The 16815-nt window shown below is 48.5% G+C and carries 15 protein-coding genes, 8 tRNA genes and 2 rRNA genes (1 of these 25 only partly in view); all 25 read left to right on the forward strand.

Annotated elements, in window-relative coordinates:
• Positions 1-569 (forward strand): 23S ribosomal RNA (locus AC5LIL_RS00835) (it extends 2343 nt beyond the left edge of the window).
• 93 nt (positions 570-662) lie between these two features.
• Positions 663-779: ribosomal RNA gene (gene rrf, locus AC5LIL_RS00840) — 5S ribosomal RNA — on the forward strand.
• Between the two features lie 8 nt (positions 780-787).
• Positions 788-862: transfer RNA gene (locus AC5LIL_RS00845), tRNA-Asn, on the forward strand.
• A gap of 5 nt (positions 863-867) precedes the next feature.
• Positions 868-942 (forward strand) — tRNA-Glu (locus tag AC5LIL_RS00850).
• 3 nt (positions 943-945) lie between these two features.
• Positions 946-1021 (forward strand) — tRNA-Val (locus tag AC5LIL_RS00855).
• A 31-nt stretch (positions 1022-1052) separates the two neighbouring features.
• Positions 1053-1125: transfer RNA gene (locus AC5LIL_RS00860), tRNA-Thr, on the forward strand.
• Positions 1126-1131: 6 nt separating this feature from the next.
• Positions 1132-1215, forward strand: a tRNA-Tyr gene (locus AC5LIL_RS00865).
• Positions 1216-1220: 5 nt separating this feature from the next.
• Positions 1221-1296: transfer RNA gene (locus AC5LIL_RS00870), tRNA-Lys, on the forward strand.
• 6 nt (positions 1297-1302) lie between these two features.
• Positions 1303-1377 (forward strand) — tRNA-Gly (locus AC5LIL_RS00875).
• An 18-nt stretch (positions 1378-1395) separates the two neighbouring features.
• Positions 1396-1471 (forward strand) — tRNA-Ala (locus AC5LIL_RS00880).
• A 201-nt stretch (positions 1472-1672) separates the two neighbouring features.
• Positions 1673-2575 (forward strand): arginase, encoded by a 903-nt coding sequence (rocF, locus tag AC5LIL_RS00885; protein ID WP_224862717.1) that lies wholly within the window; start codon positions 1673-1675, stop codon positions 2573-2575.
• Between the two features lie 130 nt (positions 2576-2705).
• The gene (gene sigW, locus AC5LIL_RS00890; RefSeq protein ID WP_012727640.1) at positions 2706-3281 is read left to right on the forward strand and encodes an RNA polymerase sigma factor SigW; all 576 of its coding nucleotides are present in this window, start codon (positions 2706-2708) and stop codon (positions 3279-3281) included.
• The gene (locus tag AC5LIL_RS00895) at positions 3278-3913 is read left to right on the forward strand and encodes an RseA family anti-sigma factor (RefSeq protein ID WP_214786340.1); all 636 of its coding nucleotides are present in this window, start codon (positions 3278-3280) and stop codon (positions 3911-3913) included. The genes sigW and AC5LIL_RS00895 overlap by 4 nt, the downstream gene beginning before the upstream one ends.
• 127 nt (positions 3914-4040) lie before the next feature.
• Positions 4041-4901: a diadenylate cyclase CdaA gene (gene cdaA, locus AC5LIL_RS00900; protein ID WP_214697362.1), complete on the forward strand. Its 861-nt coding sequence runs from the start codon at positions 4041-4043 to the stop codon at positions 4899-4901.
• Positions 4902-6182: a CdaR family protein gene (locus AC5LIL_RS00905; RefSeq protein WP_499824561.1), complete on the forward strand. Its 1281-nt coding sequence runs from the start codon at positions 4902-4904 to the stop codon at positions 6180-6182.
• Positions 6183-6218: 36 nt separating this feature from the next.
• Positions 6219-7577 (forward strand): phosphoglucosamine mutase, encoded by a 1359-nt coding sequence (glmM, locus tag AC5LIL_RS00910; RefSeq protein WP_074035349.1) that lies wholly within the window; start codon positions 6219-6221, stop codon positions 7575-7577.
• Between the two features lie 359 nt (positions 7578-7936).
• On the forward strand, positions 7937-9733 hold the full coding sequence (gene glmS, locus AC5LIL_RS00915) for a glutamine--fructose-6-phosphate transaminase (isomerizing) (protein WP_074035350.1): 1797 nt from the start codon (positions 7937-7939) through the stop codon (positions 9731-9733).
• A gap of 140 nt (positions 9734-9873) precedes the next feature.
• Positions 9874-10437, forward strand: a complete 564-nt coding sequence (locus tag AC5LIL_RS00920) for a YdhK family protein (protein WP_214785191.1) — start codon at positions 9874-9876, stop codon at positions 10435-10437.
• A 116-nt stretch (positions 10438-10553) separates the two neighbouring features.
• Positions 10554-11033, forward strand: a complete 480-nt coding sequence (locus AC5LIL_RS00925) for a DUF2975 domain-containing protein (protein ID WP_499824562.1) — start codon at positions 10554-10556, stop codon at positions 11031-11033.
• Between the two features lie 9 nt (positions 11034-11042).
• On the forward strand, positions 11043-11261 hold the full coding sequence (locus AC5LIL_RS00930; RefSeq protein ID WP_012727632.1) for a helix-turn-helix domain-containing protein: 219 nt from the start codon (positions 11043-11045) through the stop codon (positions 11259-11261).
• 84 nt (positions 11262-11345) lie between these two features.
• On the forward strand, positions 11346-12032 hold the full coding sequence (locus AC5LIL_RS00935; protein ID WP_499824564.1) for a DUF975 family protein: 687 nt from the start codon (positions 11346-11348) through the stop codon (positions 12030-12032).
• 69 nt (positions 12033-12101) lie between these two features.
• Positions 12102-13043, forward strand: coding sequence for an NAD(P)/FAD-dependent oxidoreductase (locus tag AC5LIL_RS00940; protein ID WP_499824565.1), 942 nt, complete (start codon positions 12102-12104; stop codon positions 13041-13043).
• 71 nt (positions 13044-13114) lie between these two features.
• Entirely contained in the window at positions 13115-13588 is a 474-nt protein-coding gene (locus AC5LIL_RS00945) for a YfbM family protein (protein WP_499824566.1), read from the forward strand.
• Positions 13589-13699: 111 nt separating this feature from the next.
• Positions 13700-14143, forward strand: coding sequence for a MarR family winged helix-turn-helix transcriptional regulator (locus AC5LIL_RS00950; RefSeq protein ID WP_499824567.1), 444 nt, complete (start codon positions 13700-13702; stop codon positions 14141-14143).
• A gap of 3 nt (positions 14144-14146) precedes the next feature.
• Positions 14147-16801, forward strand: a complete 2655-nt coding sequence (locus AC5LIL_RS00955; RefSeq protein WP_499824568.1) for an MMPL family transporter — start codon at positions 14147-14149, stop codon at positions 16799-16801.
• Positions 16802-16815 lie beyond the last annotated feature (14 nt).

A 16815-nucleotide genomic window follows, 5' to 3' on the forward strand; every position in this document is an offset into this window, starting at 1 on the left:
GCAGAAGGGAGCTTGACTGCGAGACCTACAAGTCGAGCAGGGACGAAAGTCGGGCTTAGTGATCCGGTGGTTCCGCATGGAAGGGCCATCGCTCAACGGATAAAAGCTACCCTGGGGATAACAGGCTGATCTCCCCCAAGAGTCCACATCGACGGGGAGGTTTGGCACCTCGATGTCGGCTCATCGCATCCTGGGGCTGGAGTAGGTCCCAAGGGTTGGGCTGTTCGCCCATTAAAGCGGTACGCGAGCTGGGTTCAGAACGTCGTGAGACAGTTCGGTCCCTATCCGTCGTGGGCGCAGGAAATTTGAGGAGAGCTGTCCTTAGTACGAGAGGACCGGGATGGACGCACCGCTGGTGTACCAGTTGTTCCGCCAGGAGCATCGCTGGGTAGCTACGTGCGGACGGGATAAGTGCTGAAAGCATCTAAGCATGAAGCCCCCTCCGAGATGAGATTTCCCTTTGAGCAATCAAGAAAGACCCCTCAGAGACGATGAGGTAGATAGGTCATGGGTGGAAGCGTGGTGACACGTGGAGCTGAATGATACTAATCGGTCGAGGCTTTGATCTAGTCTACGGTTTGTGTTGATGAATCCTCAGTTTTCAGGGAATAAACCCTAAACATTATTGACATGCGTATGACGTGGTGTTAATATTCATTTTGTCTGGTGGCGATAGCGAGACGGCCACACCTGTTCCCATGCCGAACACAGAAGTTAAGCGTCTCAGCGCCGAAAGTAGTTGGGGGATCTCCCCCTGTGAGGATAGGACGTTGCCAGGCAAGATCGTTCCGCAATAGCTCAGTGGTAGAGCAACCGGCTGTTAACCGGTAGGTCGTAGGTTCAAATCCTACTTGCGGAGCCAATTTAGGCCCGTTGGTCAAGCGGTTAAGACACCGCCCTTTCACGGCGGTAACACGGGTTCGAATCCCGTACGGGTCACCATATGGAGGATTAGCTCAGCTGGGAGAGCACCTGCCTTACAAGCAGGGGGTCGGCGGTTCGATCCCGTCATCCTCCACCATTTTAATGTATTACATCAAACCTATATATATGCCGGTGTAGCTCAGTTGGTAGAGCATCTGACTTGTAATCAGAGGGTCGAGGGTTCGAATCCTTTCGCCGGCACTCCTCGGGGGGGTAGCGAAGTGGCTAAACGCGGCGGACTGTAAATCCGCTCCTTCGGGTTCGGCGGTTCGAATCCGCCCCCCCCCACCAGGTTTGAGCCATTAGCTCAGTTGGTAGAGCATCTGACTTTTAATCAGAGGGTCGCAGGTTCGAGCCCTGCATGGCTCACCATTTTTTGCGGAAGTAGTTCAGTGGTAGAATACGACCTTGCCAAGGTCGGGGTCGCGGGTTCGAATCCCGTCTTCCGCTCCATATTCTTATCCCTGTTTCGGGGCCTTAGCTCAGCTGGGAGAGCGCCTGCCTTGCACGCAGGAGGTCAGCGGTTCGATCCCGCTAGGCTCCACCATATGTTTGTTTCTTAAGTTAGTGATGACTTAAGTTTTTTTTTGCCTAAAACCATGAACCATTCAAATGAGAGTACAGAGAAAGGCAGCCTGCCACCATTCAGGTTGCCTTTTTGTATGTTTATTCATTGTATTGCCGAGTTGAACCAAACGAATGATAGCGTTTACAATTTAGTTATCAAGCGTTCAAAGGGGGAATGGCAATGCAATGGTCATATATTCATGTACCGCTGCGATACGGTCAAGGGAAACTCGGGGTTGACCAAGGACCAGCAAAATTAAACGAATTAGGGATGGAGGCACTCCTGCCATCGGAAACGGTCAAACATACGATTCGCGTATTACCGGAATCTGAAATTCGTGAAAATGAGGAACACTTGAAGCGAGTCGATGGTGTCCTACACACAGTCACTGAATTGGCGGAAGTTGTGCATCGCGAGATTACAGCGAATCGATTCCCATTGATCGTTGGGGGCGATCATAGTATGGCAATCGGTACACTCGCTGGGTTGGCTCAAACAGGACCATACGGTGTCATCTGGGTAGACGCTCATGCTGACTTGAATACAGGAGAAACTTCACCATCCGGTAACATTCATGGAATGCCACTTGCGGCTGCGATGGGCATGGGAGATGTTCGTCTGACAGAGGTAGGCGGACGTGAGCCGAAGCTATCACCGGAGCATTTAGTATACATCGCACTTCGTGATATCGATGAAGGGGAAATGAACGAGATTAATCGACTTGGCATCAAAGTCATTACTGTAGAAGAAGTGCGAACGCGTGGTGTCGATATCATCATGCAAGAAGCATTGAATTATCTACGTGAACGCGTCAATCGTTTCTATATCAGCTTTGATATGGATAGTTTAGATGCATCACTTGTACCTGGCACTGGGACACCAGTTGATGGCGGTCTGACAGAAGTCGAGGCCAAAGCGATTTTAACAGAAGCTATGAAAGCAGATGATTTAATTGCTGTCGAACTCGTTGAATTGAATCCAGTGTTAGACCGAGAAGATATGACGGCAAATTTAGCGTATCGCCTGTGTGAAACGATCATAAAATCAAAAGAAAACCTGTTATTGGAAGGCGAGACAGTCTGATTTCCTTACAGTTTCCAAACCCGTTTGCTACAATGGGGGTGGAAACTTTTTTTATTTTAAATGAAACCATTTGAATCATGAGACGTATATAGAAATGACCGCATGTGTAGCGGAGAGGGGAAGTGGATTGATGGAACGGCTGACCACCCGTTTGGTAGATGAATTGAGGGCGGGGAATCACGATTCGTTTGCCGAACTGGTAGAACTATACAAGGATGGCGTCTTTGCAATCGCCTATAAAATTTTGTATGATCGTGGCGAAGCGGAAGACGCTGCCCAGGAAGCGTTCATTCGTGCGTATACACGAATCGATACGTATGACGCACAATATAAGTTCAAAACATGGCTCTATCGAATCACAACGAACGTTGCCATCGATCGATTGAGGAAACGGAAGCCAGAGTATTCGATGGATGCCGAAATTGCAGGTACAGACGGTTTGACCTATCAAGACCACTTAGCTGATGAAGCGCCCCAACCCGATGCCCAAGTGGTTCATCGCGAAATTCGAAGTGAGATGCATGAAGCGATCAAGCAACTCCCCGACAAATATCGTATTCCCTTACTACTAAAGTACGTGGATGATTTGTCATTAAAAGAAATCAGCGTGATGATCGACATGCCGGTCGCAACGGTTAAAACAAGGATCTTCCGGGGAAGAGAAATGTTAAAAACAATCTTTCAAAATAGGGAGGGGTTCAATTGACTCCTGAAGAAAAAGTACAACAATATTTGGAAGATGGCGTTTTGCCCGAAGAATCTGACGAATTGCGTCAATTGTTAGAAGACGATGAATTATACGAGTCGTATCTACAATATGAACGAATCGACGCAGAACTGAAAGCATTGCCTCGTCCAAAGTTATCAGCCGATTTTACTGCACGTGTGATGGCCGCTTTGCCTGAAGCACCTGTACAAAAAGCACCCGATACGGTCGTTCCGTTATCAAAACCAATCCGAAAAGAACGAAAACCGCACTCGAAACAAATCGCTTGGCTACAACGACACCCGGCTTTAATCGCGGCGGTCCTGTTCTTCAGTCTAATGTCTAGCGCGACACTTGGACTCTGGAACAGTGCATCTGAGACGATGACCTATACAAAAGTACCAGGGGTTGTCGTGTCAGAGAACGAAGTCATTGTGCCAGCCGGTGTAACGGTCGAGAAGGATATCACCGTTCAAGGTGGCGATTTACGAATCGAAGGAACGGTCAAAGGTGACGCGACCGCTGTGAATGGTCGTGCGTATTTAGCCAGTGCCGGTCAAGTGACAGGTGAGCTTGAACAGATTGACCAAATGTTCGAGTGGATTTGGTACTCGATGAAACAACTATTCTAAAGACGCATCTAGCGTCTTTTTTTCGTTTCAATCTGGTTTCGTTTTGAAGTGACGCAATGCGTCTAGACAGAATTGATGATATAATGGAACTTGCACGATTTAGCTAGGTAGTGAAGGAGGGGAGCATTTGCCGCTACTTGAACAAGTATCATTTTTCTCATTTTTAAATCTTTCAGAAAACGTACATTGGTACGATTATTTGAATGATGTTTTAGATATCGTCGTCGTCACGTACGTGATTTATAAGTTAATGATGATTGTACGTGGGACAAAAGCAGTTCAGTTAATCAAAGGGATCTCAATCATCCTGGTCAGTTGGTTCTTGAGCGGTTTCTTCGGATTGAAGACGCTCCAGTTCTTGCTAAATCAGGTGATTACGTATGGTCTTCTTGGGATTATCATCATTTTTCAACCTGAGTTGAGACGTGGTCTTGAACATCTCGGACGAACGAGCAATTTATTCGGACGTACGGGAACGAGTGACGAAGAGCAACAACGACAAATGATTGAAGCCATCGTCAGTTCTGCGCAGTATATGTCCAAACGGCGAATCGGTGCATTGATTGCCATCGAACGCGATACGGGACTCAATGAATATGTCGAGACAGGCATTCGGATGGACTCACATATTACGTCACAGTTGATTATTAACTTATTCATTCCAAACACGCCGCTTCATGATGGAGCGATGATTATTCAGGACGGGAAGATTGCAGCGGCAGCTTGTTATTTACCGCTCTCTGAAAGTCCACACATCGATAAAGCGCTCGGGACGCGTCACCGTGCAGCTATCGGCGTCAGTGAAGTGACAGACAGTGTCACCCTTACCGTCTCAGAAGAAACGGGAGCGGTCTCCCTTGCGATTGCAGGACGTCTGTATCGCGAATTGGATGAAGAGGCGCTACGCAACAAATTAATTCAAGAACTCGTCATCGAAGAAAAAGAGGCGACCCTCTCGTTCTTCGGTAAAAAAGGAGGGGATAAGTAAGTGATTGATCAGTGGTTACAACATAAATGGTTTCTCCGCTTCATCGCACTTGCTTTAGCCGTCCTTTTATACTTAATGGTCGCTGAGACCAGTTCTTCAAACAATGCGTCGAGTGCGCTGCCGATCGTCGGACAGAGTTCCATGACGCTCGATGTGCCGGTCGAAGTGTTTTTTGATGAGGTGCAATATGTTGCATATAATGTACCGGAAGAGATGGGCGTTGAGCTTCAAGGTCCATCCAGTAGTTTAACGATGACCAAATTGGTGAAAGATTATCAGGTATTCGTCGACTTGACGAACCTCGGGACGGGCTTTCACCGTGTTCCGGTCGAGGCACGAGGATTCGGTGGCGACGTCAACGTCAAGTTAGACCGAGAGACTGTCGAAATCTATATTGACCGGAAGCAAACGATTGAAGTGCCGGTATCTGTCAACTTATTAAACAAAGATCAGTTACCGGACGGGAAAGTAGCGGGCGATGTCGAAATCGAACCGTCTGCTGTGAAAGTCACAGGAGGCGCGAGTCGGATTCAAAACGTCAAAGAGATCACATTGAATGTAGACGTTGCGAATCAAAGTCAGACGTTTACCCGAGAAATTCCCCCGACTATTTTAGATGCGAATGGGAACCCATTAAACGTGTCGGTCGACCCGAATATCATCAATGTCACCGTACCGATTTATGATCAAAGTGCGATGATTCCAATCGAGGTCGTGACGAGCGGAGATGTGGCGGACGACTTCCGACTAGTCGATACGTTGTTAGGTGAGACGGAAGTCCGTGTCTTTGCTCCAAAAGAAGTGCTCGATGCACTCGAAACAATCGAAACGGAACCGATTGAGCTGGATGACTTAACGAAGTCTGAAAAGTTGAACGCTACCCTCCGCCTTCCAGAAGGTGCGACATCTCTCGGTAAAAAAGAAGTCGAAGTCCAGGTTTTGATTCGTCCGAACGACGAGTCGAAGGATGACACGGGTGAATTGACGGAACGGATTCGATTGACGGTTCCGGTCAATGTTCGTGGGTATGACCGAACGAATTATACGGTTCAAACGCAAGAAGTCGTCAGTGTGACATTGTCGGGAAAACGATCCCTTCTAGAGAACATCTCCTCGAACAGTGTCAATGTAACCTTAGATTTAACAGGTTTACCGAGTGGGACACACGCGGTAGATGTAGATTATGAAGTACCAAAAGGCGTGACTGTCATTTCGCCAAAAACAATCGATGTTCAATTGACAAGCGTCGATGAAGAAACAGAAACATCTTCTATTCAATAAAGATGTTCAATCATACAAAAGTGAGGATTTAATCTTATGGGTAAATATTTTGGAACAGATGGAGTTCGCGGTGTTGCGAACTCAGAGTTGACTGCGGAATTAGCATATCGTTTAGGTCGTGCGGGTGGCTACGTGCTCTCGAAACATTTGCCAGAAGGCGAACAGCCAAAAGTCTTGATTGGTCGTGACACACGAATCTCAGGACATATGTTAGAGGGTGCATTGATTGCGGGTCTTCTTTCAATCGGTGCAGAAGTCATGCGTCTCGGTGTCATCTCGACACCTGGGGTCGCTTACTTGACGAAGTCATTAGATGCGACAGCGGGAGTCATGATCTCGGCATCGCATAACCCCGTGGCAGACAACGGCATCAAATTCTTCGGTAGCGATGGTTTCAAATTAGATGACGCAACCGAGCAAGAAATCGAAGACATTTTGGACGCTGCAGAAGATACACTCCCACGTCCGACTGGAAAAGACCTCGGTTTCGTTTCAGATTATTATGAAGGTGCACAAAAGTATCTTCAAATGTTGAAACAGACTGTAGAAGAGGACTTTGATGGCCTTCACATCGCGCTTGATTGCGCACATGGTGCAACGAGTGGTCTTGCAGCTCGTCTCTTCGCGGACCTTGAGGCGAACGTGTCGACAATCGGAAACTCGCCAAACGGGTTGAACATCAACGAAGGTGTCGGCTCGACACACCCTGAGCACTTGGCTGAGTTCGTTCGTGAAAAAGGAGCGGATATGGGTCTTGCCTTTGATGGTGATGGAGATCGTTTGATTGCGATTGATGAGAACGGTGATATCGTGGATGGGGACAAAATCATGTACATCTGCGGTAAATACTTGAGTGAAAAAGGTCGTTTGAAAGACAATACGATTGTCGCGACGGTCATGAGTAACCTTGGCTTCCATAAAGCTGTGGAAGAAGCGGGTATGACTGCGCTTCAAACAGCAGTTGGTGACCGTTATGTTGTGGAAGAAATGAAGAAACATCAATACACACTCGGTGGTGAACAGTCGGGTCACTTGATTTTCCTCGATCACTCGACAACGGGTGACGGGATGTTATCAGGCGTCCAATTGGCGGAAATCGTCAAGTCGACAGGCCGTAAACTTTCTGAGTTGGCAGCTGAGATGCCGGTTTATCCGCAAAAGCTCGTCAACATTCGTGTGACGAATAAAAATGATGCGATGAACGGAGAACGTGTCCTTGCGACGATTCAAGAAGCAGAAGCGGAAATGGCTGGGAACGGTCGTATTCTCGTCCGTGCTTCTGGAACAGAGCCACTCGTCCGTGTCATGGCAGAAGCGCCGACAGCGGAAGAGTGCGACCGCTACGTTGAAAAAATCGCGCAAGTCGTGCGTGAAGATTACGGCGTAGAAGGATAATTTTTCAGAAACCGGGAATAACACAAGGGAATCCAACGTTGGATTCCCTTTTTGTTTCCGTTTTGTCATCGAGAAAACAATGGTTCTTCTTGACGAATGGGGGTGTGATTTGTACTATTAAGAGCGTGACCTTGGAAACGGAAGGACACAAGAGTACGAACAAGCGCCAGAACTCTGCGGAGTTGACGAGGTTAGAGGTTATCGAGATTTCGGCGGATGCCTCTTCGTCGCCTGTCACGACGAAAAGCACGCTTTTAAAACGCCCGGGTGACCGGACGGACAAAGAAGTGTGTGCTGACAGCTCTTAGAAAAAGCCCGTTTCCTTTTTCGAGAAATCGAAGAATAGAGGAGATTTGTTTATGTGTGGAATTGTAGGAATGATTGGGAATACCGGAGCGAAGGAAGTCCTTCTCAAAGGTCTTGAAAAACTCGAGTACCGTGGTTATGACTCGGCAGGTCTTGCGTTGATGCATGAAAATGTCAACGTTCACAAAGAAGTCGGTCGCATCGCTGCGCTACGCGAAATCATCCCAGCAGAAGTAGACGGCACGATTGGAATCGGCCACACACGTTGGGCGACACACGGGGTACCGAGCGTACCGAACGCCCACCCGCACCAAAGTACGACAGGACGCTTCACGCTCGTCCATAACGGCGTGATCGAGAACGACGAAATCATCAAGAAGACGCTTGACGTCCCGTTCCTTTCAGAGACGGACACGGAAGTCATCGTCCAGCTCATGGAGAAACACTTCGTCGAGCTCGGCGACGTCGAGGCGGCGTTCCGCAAGACGCTCTCGGACCTCCACGGTTCATACGCGATCGCGATGATCGACTCAGAGGACAAAGAGCGCCTCTATATCGGGAAGAACAAGTCACCGCTCCTCGTCGGACTCGGTGACGGCACGTTCAACGTCGTCGCATCGGACGCGATGGCGATGCTCCAGGTGACGGACCAGTACCTCGAGCTCCACGACGGCGAGATCGTCATCCTCACGCGTGAATCGGCGACGATCAAGACGCTCGACGGCGAAGTGCTCGAACGTGCACCGTACACGGCCGAGATCGATGCGTCAGACATCGAGAAGGGCACGTACGCGCACTACATGTTGAAGGAGATGGACGAGCAGCCGGCCGTCATCCGCAACATCATCCAGCATTACCAGAACGAGAACGGTGACATCGAACTCACGGACGGCGTGCGCGAGCTCGTCTCGGAAGCGGACCGCGTCTATATCGTCGCGTGTGGTACAAGTTACCACGCCGGTCTTGTTGGGAAACAATTGATCGAACGCGTCGCAGGTGTACCGACTGAAGTACACGTCGCGTCAGAGTTCGGTTACAACATGCCACTTTTGACAGAGAAGCCACTCTTCCTCTTCATTTCACAATCAGGTGAGACAGCGGACAGCCGTGCCGTCCTCGTCGAAGTGAAAAAGCTTGGCCATAAAGCGCTCACGTTGACAAACGTAGCAGGATCGACACTCTCGCGTGAAGCGAACGAGACGATGCTCCTCCACGCAGGACCTGAGATCGCCGTCGCCTCGACGAAAGCGTACACGGCACAGATCGCCGTCCTCGCGATTCTCGCATACGACATCGCTCGTGCGAACGGGAAGAAACTTCCGTTTGATTTGATGCAAGAGCTCGCACTCGTTGCAACAACGATGGACTCGATTATGGCACAAAAAGAAATCTTTGAAGAGCTTGCTGATAAGTTCTTGAAAGAATCACGTAACGCATTCTTCCTCGGACGTGGATTGGATTCATATGTAGGTCTTGAAGGCGCATTGAAGCTCAAAGAGATCTCATACATCCAAGCAGAAGGATACCCAGGTGGGGAACTCAAACACGGACCGATCGCGTTGATTGAAGACGGGACACCAGTCATCACGCTTGTGTCTCAACCGAACACACACCTCAACATTCGTGGAAACATCAAAGAAGTTGTGGCGCGTGGTGCAGTAGCTTGTACGATTTCAATGGAAGGCATGGAGCACGAGAACGATGCATTCGTTCTTCCACGTGTTGAACCACTTCTCACGCCACTCGTGACGGTTCTTCCACTTCAACTCATCTCGTACTATGCGGCACTTGCCCGCGACTGTGATGTCGACAAGCCACGTAACTTGGCGAAGTCTGTAACAGTTGAATAATCATCCATGGCCAGAATCTTTCGGGATTTTGGCCTTTTTTGTTGCAATGTGATAACAAATCATCGCAATGCTCTCAAAAATGTCTGTTTCCCCGAAAGAGCGGGTAAAATCAACATGAGCATGAATAAAGGAGAGATTCGATGAAACAGAAAAAATGGATGACGGGATTAGGTGTCATGATCCTCGCTACATCATTGGCTGCATGTGGGGATACAGCAGACGATACATCGATGGAGATGTCAGAAGAACAAAGCATGGACCATTCGGCAATGGACCACTCGGGGACTGGAGAGATACCGGACGGACTGATGGAAGCGAATGATCCGACATATCCGGTCGGGTCGACAGCGATGATGACAGCGGATCATATGCCGGGGATGGAAGGTGTCGAAGCCACGATTGTCGGTGCGTATGATACGACTGTATACGCAGTCAGTTATACACCGACGACAGGCGGTGATCCGGTAGAGAATCACAAATGGGTGATCCATGAGGAGCTCGAGAATCCGGGCGACGCGCCATTAGCAGAAGATGAGCAAGTCGTTTTGGCCGCTGATCACATGGAGGGCATGGATGGCGCAGAAGCGACAATTGATATGGCTGAAGAGACGACGGTTTATATGGTGGATTACACGACGGAAGATGGAGAAGAGGTCACAAACCATAAATGGGTGACAGAAAGTGAACTAGAAGCGATGAAGTAAGGAAAGAAGACCTCAAGAAATTTTTTGAGGTCTATTTTTTTCGATAAATATTTATTGATAAACGATAAATAAAGGGCGTATGATAAAGGAAATAAAATGAGTGAGGTGTATGACAGGTGAAACGAGAAACCGTCTTTTTAAAACTATCGGTGATTGTCTTAGCTCTTCCGATTCTTGCAGCCTGTATCTTTTTACTTCCGTTTCTTTGGCGAAACGCAACCGAGAGCGGGGGTTGGATTGCGAATTCGATGCGTCCGATTCTCGTGGGGATGTATGTGGCGGCAGTTCCTTATTTCATGGCTCTGTTCAAAACGTTTACCTTGCTAGGATTGATTGATCGGAATGAGGCGTTCTCCTATGGAGCGGTGAAAGTACTTCGGGTGATCAAGTATTGTGCATTGACCATCACGGTCATCTATACGGCGTTGCTTCCGTTCTTCTATTGGTTCGCTGAACGTGATGATTCCCCAGGTTTCTTAGTCATCGGGTTCGTCTTCGTGTTCGCCGCATTTGTCATTGCCGTCTTTGCTGAGTTGTTACAGAAATTATTGAAGCGAGCCATTGATATGAAACAAGAAATCGATTTGACGGTCTGAGGTGAGAACATGGCGATGATTGTGAATCTAGATGTGATGTTAGCGAAGCGGAAAATGAGTGTGACAGAGCTGTCGGAGCGGGTCGGGATCACCATGGCGAACTTGTCGATTTTAAAGAATGGAAAAGCGAAAGCGATTCGTTTTTCGACGCTCGAAGCGATTTGTGAAGCGCTCGACTGTCAACCGGGGGACATACTAGAATATCGAGCGGACGAACGAGCAGAGTGAATCTCTGCTTTTTTTGTGTGAACATGAAACGTATTTGAACGATATAGCGTATATAAGATAAATCATTCAGGGGGAGACTAGAAAATGGTTCAAACATGGACAGAACGGACACACGAAGCAATTAATGGGAAACGAGGCCTACTGTTAATCTGGTCGTTTCTCTGTGCCGTGATCTTAGAATTTAGCGCATTGCTCGACCCGACACTTTACGGGGCGAAAGCCGGTTCGTTACAGGCGATTGTATTCCTTTTAAGTACAATTGTTGTATCCTTTATGCTATATCCAATCATCATCGGGTATCACTGGGTCATTCTTTCAATCATTCGCGGACAAGACGCGGAGTTTCGTGATGTGTTTCGACCGATGAAAGAACGATTTGGTAAGCATGTGACGGCTGTCATCCTACTAGCCATCTTCCAGACGCTTTGGACACTATTGTTCATTGTTCCGGGAATCATGAAGTTCTTTTCCTACGCGTTCACGTACTTTATTTTGCGAGATGAGCCAGAGCTATCAGTCAGAGAATCGATCACGAAGTCACGCACGTTGATGCATGGTCGGAAGTGGGACGCATTTAAACTGATTTTGCCGTTCATCCCGATTTATTTGATTGGCTTCACGTTATTTATGGTTGTGAATTCGGTTTTACTTGCCGCATTATCATTATCGATTGCGACAATCCTCATTCGTCCATTCGTCGTTGCGCGTTTCGCTGTCATGTATGAAGACTCGCGTCGGGCGTACGACGAACAATGGAACAAACCAGCCTGAAGCATATTAGATAGAGGTTGAAAGGAATGAGCATGCTACAATCTTCATGAAGGAAAGGGGAAATGCTGAATGAAGATTGGAATCATTGGGGCTGGTCTGAGCGGGATTATCGCAGCGCGTGAACTCGCACGTCGAGGTCATACGGTCGAATTGATCGAAAAGAGCCAAAGCGTCGGGGGACGTTTGGCAACTCGCCGAATCGGTGACGGACAAGCGGATCACGGGGCCGTCTATTTCACCGTACGTGGAGAAAATCTCAAACGCGAGGTACAGTCGTGGATGAGTGCGAACTGGGTGCGTGTCTGGTATGCGGACCCTTATCCGCGATACGTGGGGACGGATGGTATGAATGGACTCGCCAAGCATCTTGCTGAGGGATTGACGGTACACTTGAATGAACATGTGGAGCACGTTCACATAGAAGAGGATAGTACCATCAGCGTGAAGACAGATGTGACGAGACGTTCATACGACCGAATCGTGATGACGGCACCGCTTCCGCAATCGTTCGAATTACTCGGGAGTTTGGTTGATCAGGTCACACCTTCCTTGCGACGTCTCGTGTATGCGCCGACGTTCGTTGGTCTCTTCGAATGTACGGGTGATGTACAGATTGGGGAAGATGGGATTCTCGATCATGACCTGACACCTGGATTGTTGAAGGTGATCAATAATCAGCAAAAAGGAATCACTGCGACCTCGCTCATCAGCGTCTATATGGAAGAAGCGTGGAGTGAGGAGTGGTATGAGCGACCGGAAGAGGAGACACTTGCAGAAGTTGAGCGGTTATTCCGAGAGGAAGTTGGCGATATCGACCTCGTGACAAAACAATTGAAACGTTGGCGCTATGCGCAAGCGAAAGACGTATGGCATGAACCTTTTTATCGGGTAAGCCATCATCCCATCTATTTAGCTGGCGATATCTTTCTTGAAGCGGATGATCCATCCGGACGAACTCGATTTGAGAGTGCCTATTTATCTGGTCTACGTGTCGCCGAGGCAATCGTTTAAACCTTCTACGGAAGGTTTTTTTCGTTTTGATGACGAATAGACAGACAAACGAACTGGAGAGGGGCACTCATATGGGGATGATTGGAACTTACTTGCGAGTAACAGATGATGAGTTGGCGCGGCTACTTGATGAACCTGATTATTTCGAGGAATTGTACACGTACGAGGAAAGGCAGTCAGACATCGATAAAGCATGGCACGGACTGTACTTTTTGCTGACCGGAGAAGCGGACTTGGACGACATTGACCGTCACTCCCTTGGTAGAACGATTTTCGGCGGAATGGTAATCGAAGAGGAAACAGGAACGGCCTATTTGACGTCATCAGAAGTGAAAGACTTAGCGACCCGACTTCACTATATCGAACGAGATGCCCTTGAATCACGTTATGACGCGACGGGGATGAATGCGCATGAACTTTACCCATTCGAGAGAGGGTGGGGAAGTGAGGAAAAGCAATACTTGCTCGAACAGTTCGAGGAATTGAAAGCGATTTTTTCATCCGCATCACAAAAGCAAGAAGGGTTGATCACATGGATCGGATAAAATACGACTGATATGTTGCGCCGATAGGACACTCCTAATCGGTCTTTTTATTTGACGTCATTTAGTTTAGGGCATAAACTATAACCATCTAGTTTAGGGGGTAAACTAAAAATGAAAGTATTGATGCGCGAAGCCGTGCAGTTATTTGAAGAAGTGATGTTCCATGGGACGGAACATGTCATCGAAGCGATGGAAGGGGATGTATGGCGTGAGTATTCGCGTGAACAACTCCAACTGTTAAAGTTGCTCGATCAATTTGGACCGACCCCTGCTGGGCAACTGGCACAAAAGCAAGGTGTCCATAAAAGTGCGGTCTCGAATCGACTCAAAAAACTGGTCGAAAGAGAACTTGTCACGAGTCGACGTGGACAAGATCAGCGCGAACGATTGATTGAATTGACATCAGAAGGAAAGCGGCTCGTCGAGGAAGTGGACGGTGCCGTCTATCGATATGTAGAATCCCTCATCGATGGAGAGGTAGACGAAATTGAAATTGAGCAATTTGTCCGAACGTTCCGGAAAATAAAACAATTGCTCCGAATCGGGGAGGAATAACGCGTGCATAAAATCATTCAATGGCGTTGGGGAATCCTCATTTCCCTCATCGTATTGACGGCGGCACTATTTGTCGTAGCGCCGAACTTAACAAAGCAAGCAGAAGAAGCTGGTAGTTTTCAGCTAGCGGACGATATGGACTCTCAGCGTGCACAAGCGATTTTAGATGAAGCCGGGAAGAGTGATAAAACCATCTCGCTCGTCTACGAGTTCGAGTCGATTGGCGAAACCGAGCGAACGGATGTCGCTCGTGTCATCGAAGAGCTTAGACAGAATGAAACGGTCGTGACGGATGTTCTCGATCCGTTTGAAAGTGAGGAGACAGAGGCACAGCTCGTCTCTGAAGACGGACGCATCGTCCTCGTCCCGATCACGGTCGAAGGTACGACAGAAGAAATCAATGCGTTTGCTGATGATGTCCGTGAAAACGTGCTTCCTCAAGAGGAAACAGTATATATCACTGGGGAAGAGATCATTAACAATGATGTAAACTTGAGTGCCCAAGAAGGATTGAAAAAGACGGAAATCATCACGGTCGTATTGATTTTTGGATTGTTGCTTCTCGTGTTCCGTTCTATCGTGACACCGTTCATTCCACTCATCGCGGTCGGCTTCACGTATTTATTGAGCCAATCGTTTGTCGCGTTCTTCGTGGATTGGTTCGGATTCCCGGTCTCGAATTACACACAAATCTTCCTCGTCGCCATCTTGTTCGGGATCGGGACAGACTACTGTATCCTGCTTCTTAGCCGTTACAAAGAGGAACTGAGTGCGGGACATGCGATTGAAGACGCAATCGTCAACACATATAAGACGGCAGGACGAACGGTTCTCATCAGTGGGCTTGCGGTCTTCGTCGGTTTCGCGGCCATCGGATTTGCAGATTTTCCGATTTTCAAATCAGCCGTCGCCGTCGCAGTCGGGATTGCGGTGTTGCTGTTGATTCTCTTCACGGTCGTCCCATTCTTTATGGCGACGCTCAAGCAACGACTGTTCTGGCCATCGAAGAAAGCAGGCGAGCATCATGATAGCAAGCTCTGGGCTGGATTGAGTCGATTGTCGGTCAATCGCCCGTTCGTATCGATTTTGGTCGTTGGATTGATCACGGTGCCAGTCCTGTTCACGTATGACGATGCCCGTTCGTTCAATACGGTCGATGAGATTGGAGACGGGTACGATTCGGTTCGTGGATTGAATTTGATTTCAGAAGGGTTCGGTCAAGGGGAATCCCTTCCGGTACAAATCATTTTGAAACAAGATCAAGCCATCACGGAATCGGAAGTTCCATACATTGAAATGTTCGCAAGTGAGCTCGAAAAAGTCGATGGAGTGAACGGTGTGCGTGCGCTCACACGCCCGACTGGTGAAGTCATCGACGATTTCTATGTCGACACGCAACTCGGTGAACTCAGTGAAGGTTTGTCTGAAGCACAGACGGGTCTCGGTGATGTCCAGGCTGGATTAGATGAAATTGAGCAGGGTCTAAACGCGGTCGTCGGACAATTGCCAAGCGGTTCAACCAATGCCGGGGCACCGCTTGCAGAAGCAGCAGCTGGGCTGAATCAGTTAAATAGTCAACTTGGCCTCATTGGGCAAGGATTGACAGCGACTCAAAATATTCCTGCTGCAGTCGGACAACTCGGTCAAGTGTCGGCAGGGCTCACACAAATCGAATCGGGCATCAGTGAAGCTGCCTCCGCATTAAATGCGCAAGGATCTCAGGTTGGTGAACTTAGTACCGGACTATCGCAACTCGCGACAGGTGTCGGCGAAGCGAACGAAGGATTAGGACAAATCGAGTCAGGCCTCGGCGAAGCGGTTTCGTTCTTGCAACAGTTGAGTGAAGCAGATTCGCTCCGTGAGACAGGCGTCTATCTTCCGGAAGGGACACTCACATCAGATGAGTTTTCACCTGCTGTCGAACGCTACGTCTTTGACGAAGAGACGGCGACTCAGCTCGAGGTGGTACTAGAGATGGATCCATACTCACCAGAAGCGATTGATGTCGTCGAGACGATTAAAGAGACGATGGATCGCTCTGTGACGGGGACACCATATGCAGATGCGACCATCGGATACGCAGGTATCTCAAGCATCAACAGCGATTTGAATGAAACGTCAACGAACGACTTCAATCGGACGGTAGCCATCATGCTCGTGACGTTGTTCATCGTCTTGACGGCATTGTTCCGCTCGATGATCATGCCGCTTTATATGATTGCTTCGCTTCTCTTGACGTACTATACGTCAGCAGCGATCACAGAGCTGATCTTTGTGGAAGGTCTTGGCTATGACGGAATCAGCTGGGCCGTTCCGTTCTTTGGATTCGTCATGTTGATTGCACTCGGAATTGACTATTCCATCTTCCTACTGGATCGATTCCGGGAAGAGACGATCAGTGGGAAGACGGTCCGTGATGCGCTCGTCTATTCGATGACGAAGATGGGTACCGTCATTATGACCGCTGCAGTGATCCTCGCCGGGACGTTCGGCGCCATGATTCCGTCAGGTGTGCTCAGTCTCGTTCAGATTGCGACCATCGTCATTACTGGTCTTTTGCTATACGGATTGATTGTATTACCACTCTTGATTCCAGCCATTACGATTTCGTTTGGTGATGGTGTTTGGTGGCCGTTCCGACAAAAGAAAAAGTCATAAACAGAAACGGATGT

This window comes from Exiguobacterium sp. RM11 (assembly GCF_059821525.1).

Bases quoted from the DNA above. Each gene is read 5' to 3' on its own strand.
- AC5LIL_RS00945 (WP_499824566.1), top strand. From the start codon at position 13,115: ATGGGGATGATTGGAACTTACTTGCGAGTAACAGATGATGAGTTGGCG.
- AC5LIL_RS00940 (WP_499824565.1), top strand. From the start codon at position 12,102: ATGAAGATTGGAATCATTGGGGCTGGTCTGAGCGGGATTATCGCAGCG.
- AC5LIL_RS00930 (WP_012727632.1), top strand. From the start codon at position 11,043: ATGGCGATGATTGTGAATCTAGATGTGATGTTAGCGAAGCGGAAAATG.
- sigW (WP_012727640.1), top strand. From the start codon at position 2,706: ATGGAACGGCTGACCACCCGTTTGGTAGATGAATTGAGGGCGGGGAAT.
- rocF (WP_224862717.1), top strand. From the start codon at position 1,673: ATGCAATGGTCATATATTCATGTACCGCTGCGATACGGTCAAGGGAAA.
- AC5LIL_RS00935 (WP_499824564.1), top strand. From the start codon at position 11,346: ATGGTTCAAACATGGACAGAACGGACACACGAAGCAATTAATGGGAAA.
- AC5LIL_RS00920 (WP_214785191.1), top strand. From the start codon at position 9,874: ATGAAACAGAAAAAATGGATGACGGGATTAGGTGTCATGATCCTCGCT.
- glmS (WP_074035350.1), top strand. From the start codon at position 7,937: ATGTGTGGAATTGTAGGAATGATTGGGAATACCGGAGCGAAGGAAGTC.
- AC5LIL_RS00950 (WP_499824567.1), top strand. From the start codon at position 13,700: ATGAAAGTATTGATGCGCGAAGCCGTGCAGTTATTTGAAGAAGTGATG.
- glmM (WP_074035349.1), top strand. From the start codon at position 6,219: ATGGGTAAATATTTTGGAACAGATGGAGTTCGCGGTGTTGCGAACTCA.